The 14,060-nt window shown below is 54.9% G+C and carries 16 protein-coding genes; 10 read left to right on the top strand and 6 right to left on the bottom strand.

The features are described 5' to 3' along the window. Positions 1–85: 85 nt before the first annotated feature. The 5 genes from dacA to lipA all read left to right on the top strand — a co-directional run bounded on the left by dacA (position 86) and on the right by lipA (position 4,645). Entirely contained in the window at positions 86–1,285 is a 1,200-nt protein-coding gene (dacA, locus tag CWM58_RS17635) for a D-alanyl-D-alanine carboxypeptidase DacA (RefSeq protein ID WP_061155353.1), read from the top strand. Between the two features lie 112 nt (positions 1,286–1,397). Continuing rightward, complete coding sequence (ybeD, locus tag CWM58_RS17630; RefSeq protein ID WP_002894474.1) at positions 1,398–1,661, top strand: DUF493 family protein YbeD; 264 nt, start codon at positions 1,398–1,400, stop codon at positions 1,659–1,661. Between the two features lie 104 nt (positions 1,662–1,765). Further along, the gene (gene lipB / locus CWM58_RS17625; protein ID WP_100681457.1) at positions 1,766–2,410 is read left to right on the top strand and encodes a lipoyl(octanoyl) transferase LipB; all 645 of its coding nucleotides are present in this window, start codon (positions 1,766–1,768) and stop codon (positions 2,408–2,410) included. 129 nt (positions 2,411–2,539) lie between these two features. Continuing rightward, a complete protein-coding gene (locus CWM58_RS17620) occupies positions 2,540–3,499 on the top strand; it encodes a YbeF family transcriptional regulator (protein WP_100681456.1) in 960 nt (319 codons plus the stop codon). Between the two features lie 180 nt (positions 3,500–3,679). Next, a complete protein-coding gene (lipA, locus tag CWM58_RS17615) occupies positions 3,680–4,645 on the top strand; it encodes a lipoyl synthase (protein WP_061155356.1) in 966 nt (321 codons plus the stop codon). Positions 4,646–4,836: 191 nt separating this feature from the next. On the opposite strand, the gene tatE is transcribed toward lipA, so the two are convergent. After that, complete coding sequence (gene tatE / locus CWM58_RS17610) at positions 4,837–5,043, bottom strand: twin-arginine translocase subunit TatE (RefSeq protein WP_008805630.1); 207 nt, start codon at positions 5,041–5,043, stop codon at positions 4,837–4,839. A gap of 243 nt (positions 5,044–5,286) precedes the next feature. After that, positions 5,287–6,075, bottom strand: a complete 789-nt coding sequence (locus tag CWM58_RS17605) for a deaminated glutathione amidase (protein WP_074386547.1) — start codon at positions 6,073–6,075, stop codon at positions 5,287–5,289. 88 nt (positions 6,076–6,163) lie between these two features. Here CWM58_RS17605 and crcB point away from each other — a divergent pair, with 88 nt between their 5' ends. Further along, positions 6,164–6,547: a fluoride efflux transporter CrcB gene (gene crcB, locus CWM58_RS17600; protein ID WP_074386548.1), complete on the top strand. Its 384-nt coding sequence runs from the start codon at positions 6,164–6,166 to the stop codon at positions 6,545–6,547. A gap of 65 nt (positions 6,548–6,612) precedes the next feature. On the opposite strand, the gene cspE is transcribed toward crcB, so the two are convergent. Both cspE and pagP read right to left on the bottom strand, forming a co-directional pair. Next, a complete protein-coding gene (gene cspE, locus CWM58_RS17595; protein ID WP_012542460.1) occupies positions 6,613–6,822 on the bottom strand; it encodes a transcription antiterminator/RNA stability regulator CspE in 210 nt (69 codons plus the stop codon). Between the two features lie 194 nt (positions 6,823–7,016). Then, positions 7,017–7,538: a lipid IV(A) palmitoyltransferase PagP gene (pagP, locus tag CWM58_RS17590; RefSeq protein WP_319823392.1), complete on the bottom strand. Its 522-nt coding sequence runs from the start codon at positions 7,536–7,538 to the stop codon at positions 7,017–7,019. A gap of 335 nt (positions 7,539–7,873) precedes the next feature. Here pagP and dcuC point away from each other — a divergent pair, with 335 nt between their 5' ends. The 4 genes from dcuC (at position 7,874) to uspG (ending at position 11,342) form a co-directional block, all read left to right on the top strand. After that, positions 7,874–9,247 carry an anaerobic C4-dicarboxylate transporter DcuC gene (gene dcuC / locus CWM58_RS17580; protein WP_008805625.1) on the top strand — a complete coding sequence of 458 codons (1,374 nt, stop codon included), beginning with the start codon at positions 7,874–7,876 and terminating at the stop codon, positions 9,245–9,247. Positions 9,248–9,339: 92 nt separating this feature from the next. Continuing rightward, positions 9,340–10,137 (top strand): ribonuclease I, encoded by a 798-nt coding sequence (gene rna / locus CWM58_RS17575; protein WP_061155359.1) that lies wholly within the window; start codon positions 9,340–9,342, stop codon positions 10,135–10,137. Between the two features lie 178 nt (positions 10,138–10,315). Then, a complete protein-coding gene (gene rnk / locus CWM58_RS17570; RefSeq protein ID WP_008805623.1) occupies positions 10,316–10,726 on the top strand; it encodes a nucleoside diphosphate kinase regulator in 411 nt (136 codons plus the stop codon). Between the two features lie 187 nt (positions 10,727–10,913). After that, on the top strand, positions 10,914–11,342 hold the full coding sequence (gene uspG, locus CWM58_RS17565; RefSeq protein ID WP_002894401.1) for a universal stress protein UspG: 429 nt from the start codon (positions 10,914–10,916) through the stop codon (positions 11,340–11,342). A 77-nt stretch (positions 11,343–11,419) separates the two neighbouring features. Here the strand turns inward: uspG and ahpF are convergent, their stop codons facing one another. Together ahpF and ahpC are read right to left on the bottom strand one after the other, a co-directional pair. After that, on the bottom strand, positions 11,420–12,985 hold the full coding sequence (gene ahpF / locus CWM58_RS17560) for an alkyl hydroperoxide reductase subunit F (protein ID WP_008805622.1): 1,566 nt from the start codon (positions 12,983–12,985) through the stop codon (positions 11,420–11,422). Between the two features lie 188 nt (positions 12,986–13,173). Then, positions 13,174–13,737, bottom strand: coding sequence for an alkyl hydroperoxide reductase subunit C (gene ahpC, locus CWM58_RS17555; RefSeq protein WP_002894394.1), 564 nt, complete (start codon positions 13,735–13,737; stop codon positions 13,174–13,176). Between the last annotated feature and the right edge of the window lie 323 nt (positions 13,738–14,060).

Genomic DNA, 14,060 nt, shown 5'->3' with positions numbered 1-14,060 from the left:
GCGCAATGTCGGATGCTGGCCCGCAGAGCATTTGCTATAGTAAGGCACTTTTTTTAACTCCATCACGGATGCCGTTGTTCTGACCATGAAGACCTCTTTCACCGCTCGTTTACTCATCACGGCGCTCTCCGTTGCAGCGCTCTCCTCCGCTGCCCGCGCCGATGACCTGAATATCAAAACGATGATCCCAGGCGCCCCGCAGATTGACGCCGAATCCTGGGTGCTAATTGATTATAACTCCGGCAAAGTGCTGGCAGAAAATAACGCCGACTCCCGTCGCGACCCGGCCAGTCTGACTAAAATGATGACCAGCTATGTTATCGGTCAGGCGATGAAAGCGGGTAAATTCAAAGAGTCCGATCTGGTCACTGTCGGCAACGATGCCTGGGCCACCGGCAACCCGGTTTTCAAAGGCTCTTCCCTGATGTTCCTCAAGCCAGGAATGCAGGTTCCGGTTTCGCAGCTGATCCGTGGTATCAACCTGCAGTCGGGTAACGATGCCTGCGTGGCCATGGCCGACTTTGTTGCCGGTAGCCAGGACGCCTTCGTCAGCCTGATGAACAACTATGTTAACGCCCTGGGCCTGAAAAACACCCATTTCCAGACCGTTCACGGTCTTGATGCCGACGGGCAGTACAGCTCCGCGCGCGACATGGCGCTGATTGGCCAGGCGCTGATCCGCGATGTGCCGAATGAGTACTCCATCTATCGTGAGAAAGAGTTTACCTTCAACGGTATCCGCCAGCTGAACCGTAACGGCCTGCTGTGGGATAACAGCCTGAACGTCGATGGCATCAAAACCGGTCATACCGACAAAGCGGGCTATAACCTCGTCGCCTCTGCCACCGAAGGCCAGATGCGTCTTATCTCGGCGGTCATGGGCGGGCGTACTTTCAAAGGTCGTGAGTCGGAAAGTAAAAAACTGCTGACCTGGGGTTTCCGCTTCTTCGAAACCGTCAACCCGATTAAAGCCGGCAAAGAGTTTGCGTCCGAACCGGCCTGGTTCGGCGACAGCGATCGCGCCTCGCTGGGGGTGGATAAAGATGTCTACCTGACCATCCCGCGTGGCCGGATGAAAGATCTGAAAGCCAGCTATGTGCTGAATAACACTGAACTGCACGCCCCGCTGCAGAAAAATCAGGTGGTCGGCACCATCAACTTCCAGCTGGATGGCAAAACCATCGATCAGCGCCCGCTGGTGGTGCTGCAGGAAATTCCGGAAGGGAATTTCTTCGGCAAAATTATTGATTACATTAAGTTAATGTTCCACCACTGGTTTGGTTAAAAATCGAACACTTGAAAGTGTGATTTCCATCCCCATATACTATTCATCCAAGTAACCTGATAACTCCCGCCCTTGGTGGGAGTTATTATTTTGTCGTAACACCGGAGCTGACATGAAAACCAAACTTAACGAACTGCTGGAATTCCCTACACCCTTTACTTACAAAGTAATGGGGCAGGCATTGCCGGAGCTGGTTGATCAGGTGGTGGAAGTGGTACAGCGCCATGCGCCTGGTGATTACTCGCCGTCAGTAAAACCGAGCAGCAAAGGTAACTACCACTCGGTCTCCATCACCATCAACGCCACCCACATTGAGCAAGTGGAAACGCTGTACGAAGAGTTAGGCAATATCGATATCGTACGGATGGTGCTGTAACCTTTTCCTCGACCCGGCTGCCGTGCCGGGTCCTTTCATCCCCTTCCGCCCTGCTGTGATATACTCCCCGCCCTGAGTCCTCTCTTCCCGGCGGAGATGTTGTTTTGCAGCACAATAAAATTCTTATCCGGCAGCTTGGCCTGCAACCTTACGAACCCATCTCGCAGGCAATGCATGAATTCACCAACGCCCGCGATGAAGACACCCTCGACGAGATCTGGCTGGTGGAACATCACCCGGTTTTCACTCAGGGCCAGGCTGGCAAAGCGGAACACGTGCTGGTGCCCGGCGATATTCCGGTGATCCAGAGCGACCGCGGCGGCCAGGTGACCTATCACGGCCCAGGACAGCAGGTGATGTACGTCCTGTTGAACCTTAAACGCCGCAAGCTGGGTGTGCGCGAGCTGGTGACGCTGCTGGAGCAAACGGTCGTCAATACCCTGGCCGAGTACGGCATCGAATCGCATCCCCGCGCCGACGCCCCAGGCGTCTACGTCGGCGATCGCAAAATCTGCTCACTGGGACTGCGGATCCGCAAAGGGTGTTCCTTCCACGGCCTGGCGCTCAATATCGCGATGGATCTCGCGCCGTTTCTGCGCATCAATCCCTGCGGCTATGCCGGCATGGAGATGACGCAAATGCGCCAGTGGCAGCCAGAGGTCTCTCCGCAGACTGTCGCCCCGCGGCTGGTCGCCAATCTGCTGGCACTGCTGGACCATCCCCCGCACGAATATCTCCCCCAGCCGTAAACGGTAGATCAGCGCCCCGCTGGCGGCGGGGCGCTAAACGATTAACACATTATTTTTGCAATCAATTGTCACGTACGGGATGCGGTGGGCCGCTATACTTGCCCTATCATTCCCAACCGGACTCATCGCGTGCCAGAGAATACGTCTCCGTCAGAATCCCCTGAACGACAGGATGAACGTTATGACCGCCAGATGTTTCGCATCCTGCGCAATATTGACCTCAACCTGTTAACTATTTTCGAAGCCGTTTACGTCCATAAAGGCATCGTCAACGCCGCTAAGATACTGAATATCACACCGTCGGCTATTAGCCAGTCGATTAACAAACTGCGGGCGCTTTTTCCTGACCCGCTGTTTATCCGCAAGGGGCAAGGCGTGATGCCCACCGCGTATGCCACCCATCTTCATCAGTACATCAGCCGGGGTATGGAGGCTTTCCTCAGTGCGCTGGATATCGCCGGTAGCCCCCACCAGCAGAGGGTGATCACTATCGCCACCACGCCAGGGATGGGGGCGCTGCTGATGCCAATCGTGGCCAGCGCGCTGAAACCGGCCTTTCCGCAGATCCTGTTGCACAACATCGCCATCACCGACGCCGCGCGACAGCTCGACCAGCGCCAGGTGGATCTGTTAATTGACACTCATCTGCACAGCGGCCAGGCGATAAGCCATCACGTGCTGTACCAGGATCGGGTGCGGATGTACTGCCGTGCTGAACACCCCGCGCTGCACGGCCCGCAGGATGAAGCTCACCTCGCTCAGTATGAGTTTGCGCTGCTGCTGCCGGAAGGCCAGCGCTACCCCACCCTTCACCGCCGACTGCAGGAAGAGATGGGCGAACGACGCTGCGGATTCAGCACCTTTAACCTGCTGACCCAGGCAGCCATGATCGCCGAGAGCGACATGCTGGGGCTGACCACCGAGCGCCTGTTCGCCATGGTATCCCGGCTCTGGTCACTGCAAACCCTGGATTTTCACTCCCTGCAGGACGAAAAAATTAATGTCGCACTGCACTACAATAAACAGAGTGGGAAGGAGCCGTTGCTGAAAGAGATTATCGAGACGGTAATCCAGGCATTTAAGGCGTAGCGCACGGAAAGGAAAAGGATAAAACAACAACTATTTTACAATTTGCGAGGCAGGCAGGCTGCTTTCTGCCCCTTTTCAATGGTATACTGCCTGCTCTTGATTCAAAAATAGTTGATAATTGCAACATTTCATTGAATTAATTCGCTTTCCTTCGTGACTCGCAACTGGAACACGCACGCTATGAGTAAACCCATTGTGATGGAACGCGGTGTTAAGTACCGCGACGCCGATAAAATGGCCCTTATCCCGGTGAAAAACGTGGCAACTGAGCGTGAAGCTCTGCTCAGAAAACCGGAATGGATGAAAATCAAACTTCCGGCAGATTCGTCCCGTATCCAGGGTATCAAAGCAGCGATGCGTAAGAACGGCCTGCACTCCGTGTGTGAAGAGGCCTCCTGCCCGAACCTTGCAGAATGCTTCAACCACGGTACCGCGACCTTTATGATCCTCGGCGCGATCTGTACCCGTCGCTGCCCGTTCTGCGATGTTGCGCATGGACGTCCGGTCACCCCAGATGCGAACGAGCCACAGAAGCTGGCGCAAACCATCGCCGATATGGGTCTGCGCTATGTCGTGGTCACCTCAGTGGACCGTGACGACCTGCGCGATGGCGGAGCGCAACATTTTGCCGACTGCATTAGCGCCATTCGCGAGAAAAACCCGTCAATTAAGATCGAAACGCTGGTGCCGGATTTCCGCGGCCGTATGGATCGCGCGCTCGAAATCCTGACGGTGACCCCGCCGGACGTCTTTAACCATAACCTCGAAAACGTACCACGTCTTTATCGTCAGGTGCGCCCGGGTGCGGATTACAACTGGTCGCTGAAGCTGCTGGAGCGTTTTAAAGAAGCGCACCCGGAGCTCCCGACGAAATCCGGCCTGATGGTCGGTCTGGGTGAGACCAACGCCGAGATCATTGAAGTAATGCGCGACCTGCGTCGCCATGGCGTCACCATGCTGACGTTAGGCCAGTATCTGCAGCCGAGCCGTCACCACCTGCCAGTACAGCGCTACGTCAGCCCGGAAGAGTTCGAAGAGATGAAAGCGGAAGCAATGGCGATGGGCTTCACCCACGCCGCCTGCGGTCCCTTCGTTCGCTCTTCCTACCATGCCGACCTGCAGGCTAAAGGGATGGAAGTGAAGTAACTGCCGCTTCTGCCGCTGCGCGATTTTTCGCCGCAGCGGCCCCTCTCCGCTTCCTCTGCTTCGCGTTTTCGTAACAGTTCGTTGCATCTTTTCTGCGCGGCATCGCCAAAAACGACAAAGGCCGCAACGATATTCGTCGCGGCCTCTTCGCCGTTCCGCCAGCATCCCTCCGGAGGGACGCATCGGGTCAATTACTCTTTATGAGAGATCTTCTGCGCCGGCGCTTCTTCTTCCACGGTGGCTTTCTTCGCGCTATCGTCATCCTCGTTCATGGCCTTTTTAAAGCCCTTGATAGCCGAACCCAGGTCGCCGCCCAGCGTACGTAATTTCTTGGTACCAAACACTAAGATAATCAGTGCTGCGACTACCAGCAGTTTGGTAATACTAATCTCACCCATAGCTAACCTTCTTCTCTATACAAGCTGCGAATACGCCATCATACACGCATTTATCCGTCATATTGTAATCCACCTGTGCGTGGGCTGCGTGATTCGGCCCAGAGCCTTCTCCTCAAGGAGTTAGTGCAGGGGTGTCCATCCTGACGTGCACAGCGAATTATTCGGATAAACAATACGGGTATTTGACGCGCGGACACAATAGCAATCTGTAACAAGGTGAATCAAGCCTTGTTTAAAAAAACATCACAATAATTGCGGTGGCGCAAATCGTCGGTTCTGCAGCACCGGCAAACGCTCGCGAACCCGGGCAAGGTATTCCGCGGAGACATCGGCAAAGATCACCTGCGGCTCACTCCCTGCCCCCGCCAGCGTCGTTCCCAGCGGATCAATAATGCGGCTCTGGCCGATATTCCGCGTCCCGCACTCGCCTGCCGCCACGATATAGCAGGTGGTATCAAGGGCGCGCGCCGCCAGCAGCGTCGCCCAGTGGTGCTCTTTCTGCGGCCCCCTCACCCATGCGGTGGGCAGTACCAGCAGCTCCGCCCCGTTCAGCGCCAGCGATAGCGCCAGTTCCGGAAAGCGCAGATCATAGCAGGTCATCAGGCCAACGCGTAATCCTGCCACCTCAATCACCGGCGGGATCTGCTGGCCAGGATCCACCCGCCGCGACTCCTGCATTGCGAAGGCATCGTATAAATGGAGCTTGTGATAATGCGCTATCACTTCGCCACCCCGCAATACCACCAGCGTATTGGTCGCTCTGCCCTCTCCTGACGGCACGTGCAGCGTCAGAACCGTGGTCAAACGGTTACGCCCGCTCTCAGCCAGCAGCAGTTGCAAAAATTCCCCATCCAGCGACTGAGCCGATTTCACTGACATGTCCGGGTCGTTGTCATCCCGCGCCAGCAACGCCTCCGGCAGCACTAGCAGCGCCGCCCCTTCACGCGCAGCCTGTTGCATCATCGCCACACAGGTCTGCGCATTCGTCCGCCATACTGGCGTGACGGCAAATTGTCCTGCCGCTACCCGCATGTTTTTCTCCGTCAGGTTATGAATAGCCAACCGCGCCCGTCGCGCGCTACACTTGAGGCTCTCTTATATCAAATAGCAGGAAACAACCGTGTTTCAACTTCTTTGCGCCGTTTTTATCGGCGGTGGCACCGGCAGCGTATTGCGCTGGTGGCTCGGCATGAAGCTCAATCCTGTGCATCATGCTATCCCGATTGGGACGCTGACGGCCAACCTGGTAGGTGCCTTTGTGATTGGCGCCGGGCTGGCGTGGTTTAATCGTCTAACCGATATTGACCCGATGTGGAAGTTGCTGATTACCACCGGATTCTGCGGTGGGCTGACGACCTTCTCCACTTTCTCTGCAGAAGTGGTCTTTCTCCTGCAACAGGGACGGGTGAGCTGGGCACTCCTCAACGTGCTGGTGAATTTGCTGGGGTCGTTTGCTATGACAGCGGCCGCCTTCTGGCTTTTCTCGCAGGCTGCCAGCCGTTAAGACCCTGAAAACAGGCAAAAAAAAACCCGCTTAAAGCGGGTTTTTATATTCTACTGACGTGTTGGTTAGATAGCCATTACGTTTGCAGCAGAAGGGCCTTTGGCACCGTTAGTGATTTCGAACTCTACGCGCTGACCTTCAGCCAGAGTTTTGAAACCGTTGGACTGGATTGCAGAGAAGTGTACGAATACATCTTTGCTGCCATCTTCCGGAGTAATGAAACCGAATCCTTTGGACTCATTAAACCACTTAACGTTACCTTTAATCTTAGACATCAAAATTACCTTTATATGAAAAATCGACACTAATGCTGTGTCGGGTATCAGTACACCAATTGTGGTACCTTTTGTCCAGTGCAACTTTGCTAAAAAGTGATAAAAGTCGCTATCTTTTTTAGTGGGTAACGCTTTAGTCCTTGTTTTTCCACAAGACGCACCGCTTATCTCATTTATTGCTAAGACTTAGCGAATTAAAACTGTATACGAGCCCAGGCGAAGTAAACGTTACCGTTATTGTAAGTGCCTGGAATATAGGTCATCTGAAAGGTTGCTGGACCGTAACCTATTGATGCTAATGGCAAGATCACCGGGATAGGAATGTAGTTCCAGTTATCGCGCGCCGTTACCCCGAGGGTATAGCCGAGGCCAAGACGGAAGTTCTGGTCAGACAGTGGCCGCCAGGTTTTCTCCCATCCATAGCCACCGATAGGCTCCCACTTATTGAAAGAATCTTTAAACGCCATCAGGTACAGGCCGTGCCAGTTTCCTTTGTCATCCCAGCGGGAGACACCAAAACCCGCCCCCCAGGGGCGTTCGTTATACTTATCAATCTTTTCCTGATCGTAGGCAAACCGCGCGTGCCAGGTGATGGCTGGAACGTACAAGTCATAGTGCTCCGGCTCATTCCAGGTCTGCGCCACGTTATTACTTAAGGTATGGTAACCTTCGCTGAGGGTCGATGAAAACGACGCGCTGGCGTTTACGGATACCAACAACCATCCAAAAAAACCAAGAGAAAACAGTGAAAAACGACGTAACATCAACACTTTTCCATTACCACTTTCATTTAAAAGCCGCCTAAAATAGCAAAGATAGCCTCAATACAGGTTGAACGAAATAAGGCAAACTCCTGATTTTCGCCCGGTGACCATCAGAACCTTTTAACTATCCATCTGGTGATTATATCCAGGCGAGACGGGTGACACGTAGTTCTTATCGCTTTATTGATTTGCATCAGCGAGTTTTGTCCGTTTTTTCGGCACATTCGCACATTAAAATTTGGTGTGACGCTTTTTATCTACATATTCTTTGGGCTTAGGGGTAATAAATGCTGACGTTTGTTGAGATCCTGATCGGGATTGTGGTCATTGTGGGCGTCGCCCGCTATATCATTAAGGGCTACTCGGCCACCGGGGTGCTGTTCGTCGGGGGCTTAATCTTATTGATCGTCAGCGCCCTGCTGGGGCATAAAGTCTTGCCGGGAAACACCGACAGCACCGGCTATTCCGCTACCGATATTATTGAATACATTAAGATTCTACTCATGAGCCGCGGTGGCGATCTGGGTATGATGATTATGATGCTGTGCGGCTTCGCCACCTATATGACCCATATTGGCGCCAATGATATGGTGGTGAAATTAGCGTCAAAGCCGCTGCGCTATATTAATTCGCCCTATTTGCTGATGATTGCCGCCTACTTTGTCGCCTGCCTGATGTCGCTGGCGGTCTCCTCTGCGACCGGCCTTGGCGTGCTGCTGATGGCGACGCTGTTCCCGGTGATGGTGAACGTCGGTATCAGTCGCGGGGCGGCTGCCGCCATCTGCGCTTCACCAGCGGCCATTATCCTCTCGCCTACCTCTGGCGATGTCGTGCTGGCGGCGAAAGCCGCTGAAATGCCGCTGATCGACTTTGCCTTCAAGACCACGCTGCCTATTTCCATCGCGGCCATTATTTGCATGGCGATTGCCCACTTCTTCTGGCAGCGTTATCTGGATAAAAAAGAGAACATTTCCCACGAAATGCTGGATGTCAACGACATCACCACCACCGCCCCGGCGCTGTACGCCATTCTGCCGTTTACCCCGATCATCGGCGTACTGATCTTTGATGGTAAATGGGGACCGGAACTGCACATTATCACTATCCTCGTCGGCTGCATGCTGCTGGCGGCGATCCTTGAGTTCCTGCGCGGGTTTAACACCAAGAATGTCTTCAGCGGGCTGGAAGTCGCCTACCGCGGGATGGCTGACGCCTTCGCCGGCGTGGTAATGCTGTTGGTCGCTGCCGGCGTCTTTGCCCAGGGGTTAAGCACCATCGGCTTTATCAACGGGCTGATCTCCATCGCCACGTCGTTCGGCTCGGCCAGTATTATTCTGATGCTGGTGCTGGTGATCCTGACCATGCTGGCGGCGATGACTACCGGCTCCGGTAATGCCCCGTTCTATGCCTTTGTTGAGATGATCCCCAAGCTGGCGCACTCTTCCGGCATCAATCCGGCTTACCTGTCGATTCCGATGCTGCAGGCCTCTAACCTCGGCCGCACGATATCGCCGGTCTCTGGGGTAGTGGTCGCCGTTGCCGGGATGGCGAAAATTTCGCCGTTCGAAGTGGTTAAACGCACCTCCGTGCCGGTGATGGTTGGCCTGCTGGTGGTGATTATCGCCACTGAGATTCTGGTGCCCGGCAGCGCAGTCCACTAATGGTCTAACCACGCGAAAAGGCGCCAGCAGGCGCCTTTTTTATGCTTTAATAACTCCCCGTTATCTTTTGTCATCCACAATCAGGAATAAACATGTTCAGGAAGGATTTCGCCGCGATAGCCCTTGTGCTCACCGCCACTCAGGCCGGCGCTGAACCGCTCACCGCGACGCGATACGCTGATTTTGACCGCTACGTCCTTGCCCTCTCCTGGCAAACCGGATTCTGTCAGAGCATGCTTGACCGCAACCGTAGCGAACCGGAAGAGTGCCGCCTGCAACAGGACACGGCGAACAAAGCCGATTTTCTGACCGTGCACGGCCTGTGGCCCGGACTGCCAAAATCGATTGCCGCACGCGGCGTGGATGAAAGACGCTGGATGCGCTACGGCTGCGCCACGCGCCCGGTGCCCGACATGCCGGAAGTGAAAGCGAACCGCAAATGCCAGGCAGCGGAAACCGGCCTGTCGCTGGAGATGGCCAATAAGCTCAATAACGTGATGCCGGGTTCGGGCGGCACCTCCTGCCTGGAGCGCTACGAATACGCCAAACATGGCGTCTGCTTCGGCTTTGATCCCGATAGCTATTTTGGCACCATGGTGCGCCTGAATGGGGAAATTAAGCATAGCCCGGTAGGCGATTTCCTCGCGAAGCATTATGGTCAAACCGTCAGCCGCGCCGACTTCGATGCCGCGGTGGCCCGCGCCTGGGGTCCACAAAGCGTGAAGGCGTTTAAATTAACCTGTAACGGTAATCCGGCCTATCTGACTGAGATGCAAATCTCCCTCAACGCCGCCACGATTAACGCCCCGCTGGCCACTTCCGCCTTTCTGCCACAGCCTCACCCGGGCAACTGTGGAACCCAGTTTATCCTGGATAAGGTTGGTGAGTAGCGCAAAGCGACGTGCTGAGCAGAAAACGCCGCCCTCCGGGTGGCGTTGCACGCTGAATGTGCGTTTCATCACTTCAAACCGCCGGCAACTCTCAGTATGATGGTAAAACCTTAACCCTTGCCCTTTTCGGCGAGGGTTTTCTTTTACGGACAGGTTCCTGGATAACATGGAGTATGCAATGACCAGACCCGCAATCATCATTAACGAACTGGATGCCGAACGTATCGACAGGCTGCTGGAGCAGCCGGCTTTCGCCAACTTACCGGTTGCCGATGCCCTGAATGACGAGCTCGACCGCGCGCAAATGCTGGCGCCGGAAGCGATGCCGCATGACGTCGTCACCATGAACAGTAAGGTAAAATTCCGCGATTTAACCAGCGGCGAAGAGCGCGTGCGGACGCTGGTGTTTCCGTCACAGGTAACTGACAGCGCCAGCCAGCTCTCCGTCCTCGCGCCGGTGGGCGCCGCGCTGCTGGGTCTGAAAGTCGGCAGCACCATTCACTGGGAGCTGCCGGGCGGTGCATCGACACACCTGGAAGTGCTGGAGCTATTGTACCAGCCGGAAGCCGCTGGCGAATTCCACCGCTAATCCCTGCTGCCTGAGGCGTTTCGCGCTTTATTCAGAGGATGTCCATACATCCTCTTTCTGCTGTTTCTTCCCCCGCTAACTTTTTTTACGCTTTGCACCTGCCTGACTGACAGTTTTGCGACCTGAATGACACTATATCCGCATATAATATGTTGATATAGACGCAAACGAACAAGGAGGAATGCATATGTATAAGACTATCATTATGCCCGTTGATGTCTTTGAGATGGCGCTGAGCGATAAGGCCGTCCGGCATGCGGAGTTTCTGGCCCAGCAGGACGGGGTGATCCATCTGCTCCACGTATTACCCGGTTCTGCGAGCTTCACCATGAGCCGCTTTACCGCCGATCTGCGGCGGTTTGAAGAACACCTGCAGCATGAGGCGGAAACCCGTCTGCAGACGATGGTCAGCCATTTCAGCATTGACCCATCGCGTATCAAGCTGCATGTCCGTTTCGGCAGCGTGCGCGATATGGTCAACGAACTGGCCAGCGAAATTAACGCCGACGTCGTGGTGATTGGCTCACGCAACCCGTCCATCAGTACCCACCTGCTCGGATCCAATGCCTCGAGCGTGATCCGCCATGCCCATATCCCGGTGATGGTCGTCAGGTAAGCGTGACGAAATAAAGGATAAAAAAAGAGGCTACCCTGGGGTAGCCTCTTTGTTATGCAGGTTTATTGTCTGACTTGTTATGCGGTTTTCGTGCGGATCAGGTAGTCGAAGGCGCTCAGCGACGCTTTTGCCCCTTCCCCTGCCGCGATAATAATCTGCTTGTACGGCACGGTGGTGCAGTCGCCAGCGGCGAATACGCCTTTGACATTGGTTTCGCACTTCGCATCGATGATGATCTCACCCATGCGGTTGCGCTCAACGGCGCCTTCCAGCCAGGTGGTGTTAGGCAGCAGGCCAATCTGGACGAAGATCCCCGCCAGCGCGACATGGTGCTCATCACCGCTTACCCGATCACGATACTGCAGGCCGGTGACTTTGCTGCCATCGCCTTTCACTTCCGTGGTCTGCGCATTGAGAATGATGTCGACATTCTTCAGGCTGCGGACTTTATCCTGCAACACCTGGTCGGCTTTCATCTCTGGAGCAAACTCCAGCAGGGTCACGTGCTCTACGACGCCCGCCAGGTCGATAGCGGCTTCTACCCCAGAGTTCCCGCCGCCAATTACCGCTACGCGTTTGCCCTTAAACAGCGGACCGTCGCAGTGCGGGCAGTAGGTCACGCCTTTGGTGCGATACTGATCTTCGCCCGGTACGTTCATATTGCGCCATTTCGCCCCGGTGGCGATGATCACGCTACGCGCCTTCAGCACCGCGCCAGAGGCGGTTTCAATCTGATGCAGGCCGCCCTCTGTCGCCGCTGGCGTCAGTTTGGTCGCGCTCTGGGAGTCGATCACATCGACGTTATAGTCGCTGACGTGCGCTTTCAGCGCGCCGGCCAGTTTCTGGCCTTCGGTTTTCGGCACCGAAATATAGTTTTCGATATCCACGGTATCCAGCACCTGGCCGCCGAAGCGTTCGCCCATCAGGCCGGTACGAATACCTTTACGCGCAGAGTAGACCGCCGCTGCCGCGCCGGACGGGCCGGAGCCGACGATCAGCACATCGTAAGCGTCACGTTGGTTCAGCTCTTCCGCTGCGCGTTTTTCCGCACCGGTATCCACTTTGGCGACAATTTCCGTCAGCGTCATCCGCCCCTGACCAAACTCCTGACCATTCAGATACACCGCGGGAACGCCCATGACGTTACGATCGGTAATTTCATTCTGGAAGGTCCCGCCGTCAATCGCCGTGTGCTTGATACGCGGGTTGAGCACCGACATCAGGTTCAGGGCCTGCACCACATCCGGGCAGTTATGACAGGAGAGCGAATAGTAAGTTTCGAACTCGAAATCGCCATCGATATCACGGATCTGCTCCAGCAGCGACTGGGCCTCTTTCGACGGATGACCGCCGGTCCACAACAGCGCCAGCACCAGCGAGGTAAATTCGTGGCCCAGCGGGGAGCCCGCAAAGCGTGGACCCTGGTCGGAACCTGGGTTCGTAATCAGGAATGATGGCTTACGTACCGCGAGCGTGTTGTCTTCTTTAAAGGTGACTTTGTCTGACAGTTCAGCGATTTCAGCCAACAGTTCCTTGATCTCTGCCGATTTAGCGCTGTCATCCAGCGTGGCAATCAGCTCAACAGGCTTGGTCAGCTTCTCAAGGTAGGCCTTGAGCTGGGTTTTCATGTTGGTGTCGAGCATTGTTATCTCCTGGGCTTAAAACATCATCATGCAAGCGGCCTCGTCCAGGCGGCCTGAATGCGCTTGCATCATGGTGTTGGAATAAAATGGGCGCCAAAGCGCCCATTGATTGCCGGGTGGCACGCCGTTTACCCGGCCTACAATCTTGTAGGCCCGTGCAAGCGTAGCGCCGCCGGGCACAAACAGACTTAAATCTTACCGACCAGGTCCAGAGACGGAGCCAGTGTCGCTTCGCCTTCTTTCCATTTAGCCGGGCAGACTTCGCCTGGGTGAGAAGCAACGTACTGCGCCGCTTTGATTTTACGCAGCAGGTCAGACGCATCACGGCCGATACCTTCAGCGGTAACTTCGATCGCCTGGATGATACCCTGCGGGTCAACCACGAAGGTGGCACGGTCAGCCAGACCTTCATCTTCACGCATGTTGTCGAAGTTACGGGTCAGGGCGCCAGTCGGGTCGCCGATCATCGCGTATTTGATTTTCGCGATGGTCTCAGAGCTGCTGTGCCACGCTTTGTGGGTGAAGTGGGTATCGGTAGACACAGAGTAAACGTCTACGCCCAGCTTCTGCAGCTCTTCGTAATGGTCAGCCACGTCGCCCAGTTCGGTCGGGCAGACGAAAGTGAAGTCAGCCGGATAGAAGAAGAAGACGCTCCAGCGGCCTTCGGTGTCTTTCTCGGTGACTTCGATGAATTCACCATTTTTGAATGCCTGGTTTTTGAACGGTTTGATTTTAGTGTTAATTAAGGACATCTATACTTCCTCCGTGTTTTCGTTGAGGTCTAAGTTAACGAATTTTTCCTGACCCGACCAATGCGTTTACATTATCGAATCAATAAGCGTTATCTAACAACCGGAACAAGACAACTATGTGAACCTGTCGACGCGTTCAGCGCTGTTCGCTGTTTTTCGCATCATTTGCCGCGACAAAAGTAAAAAGGCCACCCTTTCAGGCGGCCCCGTTACCTGAAATACCCGAAGGTAGGTTCAGCGCCAGTCAGACTGGCTATGTGTTGCGCTCTACATTACCTTAATGTAACAGCATCCAGGATTACATCACCCATGCCAGGAAAGGG

Origin of the sequence: Klebsiella sp. H-Nf2 (assembly GCF_002806645.1) — a bacterium.
In the GTDB taxonomy this organism is placed as follows: domain Bacteria; phylum Pseudomonadota; class Gammaproteobacteria; order Enterobacterales; family Enterobacteriaceae; genus Klebsiella; species Klebsiella variicola.
The sequence above is the reverse complement of the archived record's forward strand: the minus strand, read 5'-3'. Positions and strand labels throughout refer to the sequence as shown.

Excerpts from the sequence above, each read along its gene's own strand:
- dacA (WP_061155353.1), top strand. The coding sequence starts at position 86 with ATGAAGACCTCTTTCACCGCTCGTTTACTCATCACGGCGCTCTCCGTT.
- ybeD (WP_002894474.1), top strand. The coding sequence starts at position 1,398 with ATGAAAACCAAACTTAACGAACTGCTGGAATTCCCTACACCCTTTACT.
- lipA (WP_061155356.1), top strand. The coding sequence starts at position 3,680 with ATGAGTAAACCCATTGTGATGGAACGCGGTGTTAAGTACCGCGACGCC.
- tatE (WP_008805630.1), bottom strand. The coding sequence starts at position 5,043 with ATGGGTGAGATTAGTATTACCAAACTGCTGGTAGTCGCAGCACTGATT.
- CWM58_RS17605 (WP_074386547.1), bottom strand. The coding sequence starts at position 6,075 with ATGCGGGTAGCGGCAGGACAATTTGCCGTCACGCCAGTATGGCGGACG.
- cspE (WP_012542460.1), bottom strand. The coding sequence starts at position 6,822 with ATGTCTAAGATTAAAGGTAACGTTAAGTGGTTTAATGAGTCCAAAGGA.
- dcuC (WP_008805625.1), top strand. The coding sequence starts at position 7,874 with ATGCTGACGTTTGTTGAGATCCTGATCGGGATTGTGGTCATTGTGGGC.
- rna (WP_061155359.1), top strand. The coding sequence starts at position 9,340 with ATGTTCAGGAAGGATTTCGCCGCGATAGCCCTTGTGCTCACCGCCACT.
- rnk (WP_008805623.1), top strand. The coding sequence starts at position 10,316 with ATGACCAGACCCGCAATCATCATTAACGAACTGGATGCCGAACGTATC.
- uspG (WP_002894401.1), top strand. The coding sequence starts at position 10,914 with ATGTATAAGACTATCATTATGCCCGTTGATGTCTTTGAGATGGCGCTG.
- ahpF (WP_008805622.1), bottom strand. The coding sequence starts at position 12,985 with ATGCTCGACACCAACATGAAAACCCAGCTCAAGGCCTACCTTGAGAAG.
- ahpC (WP_002894394.1), bottom strand. The coding sequence starts at position 13,737 with ATGTCCTTAATTAACACTAAAATCAAACCGTTCAAAAACCAGGCATTC.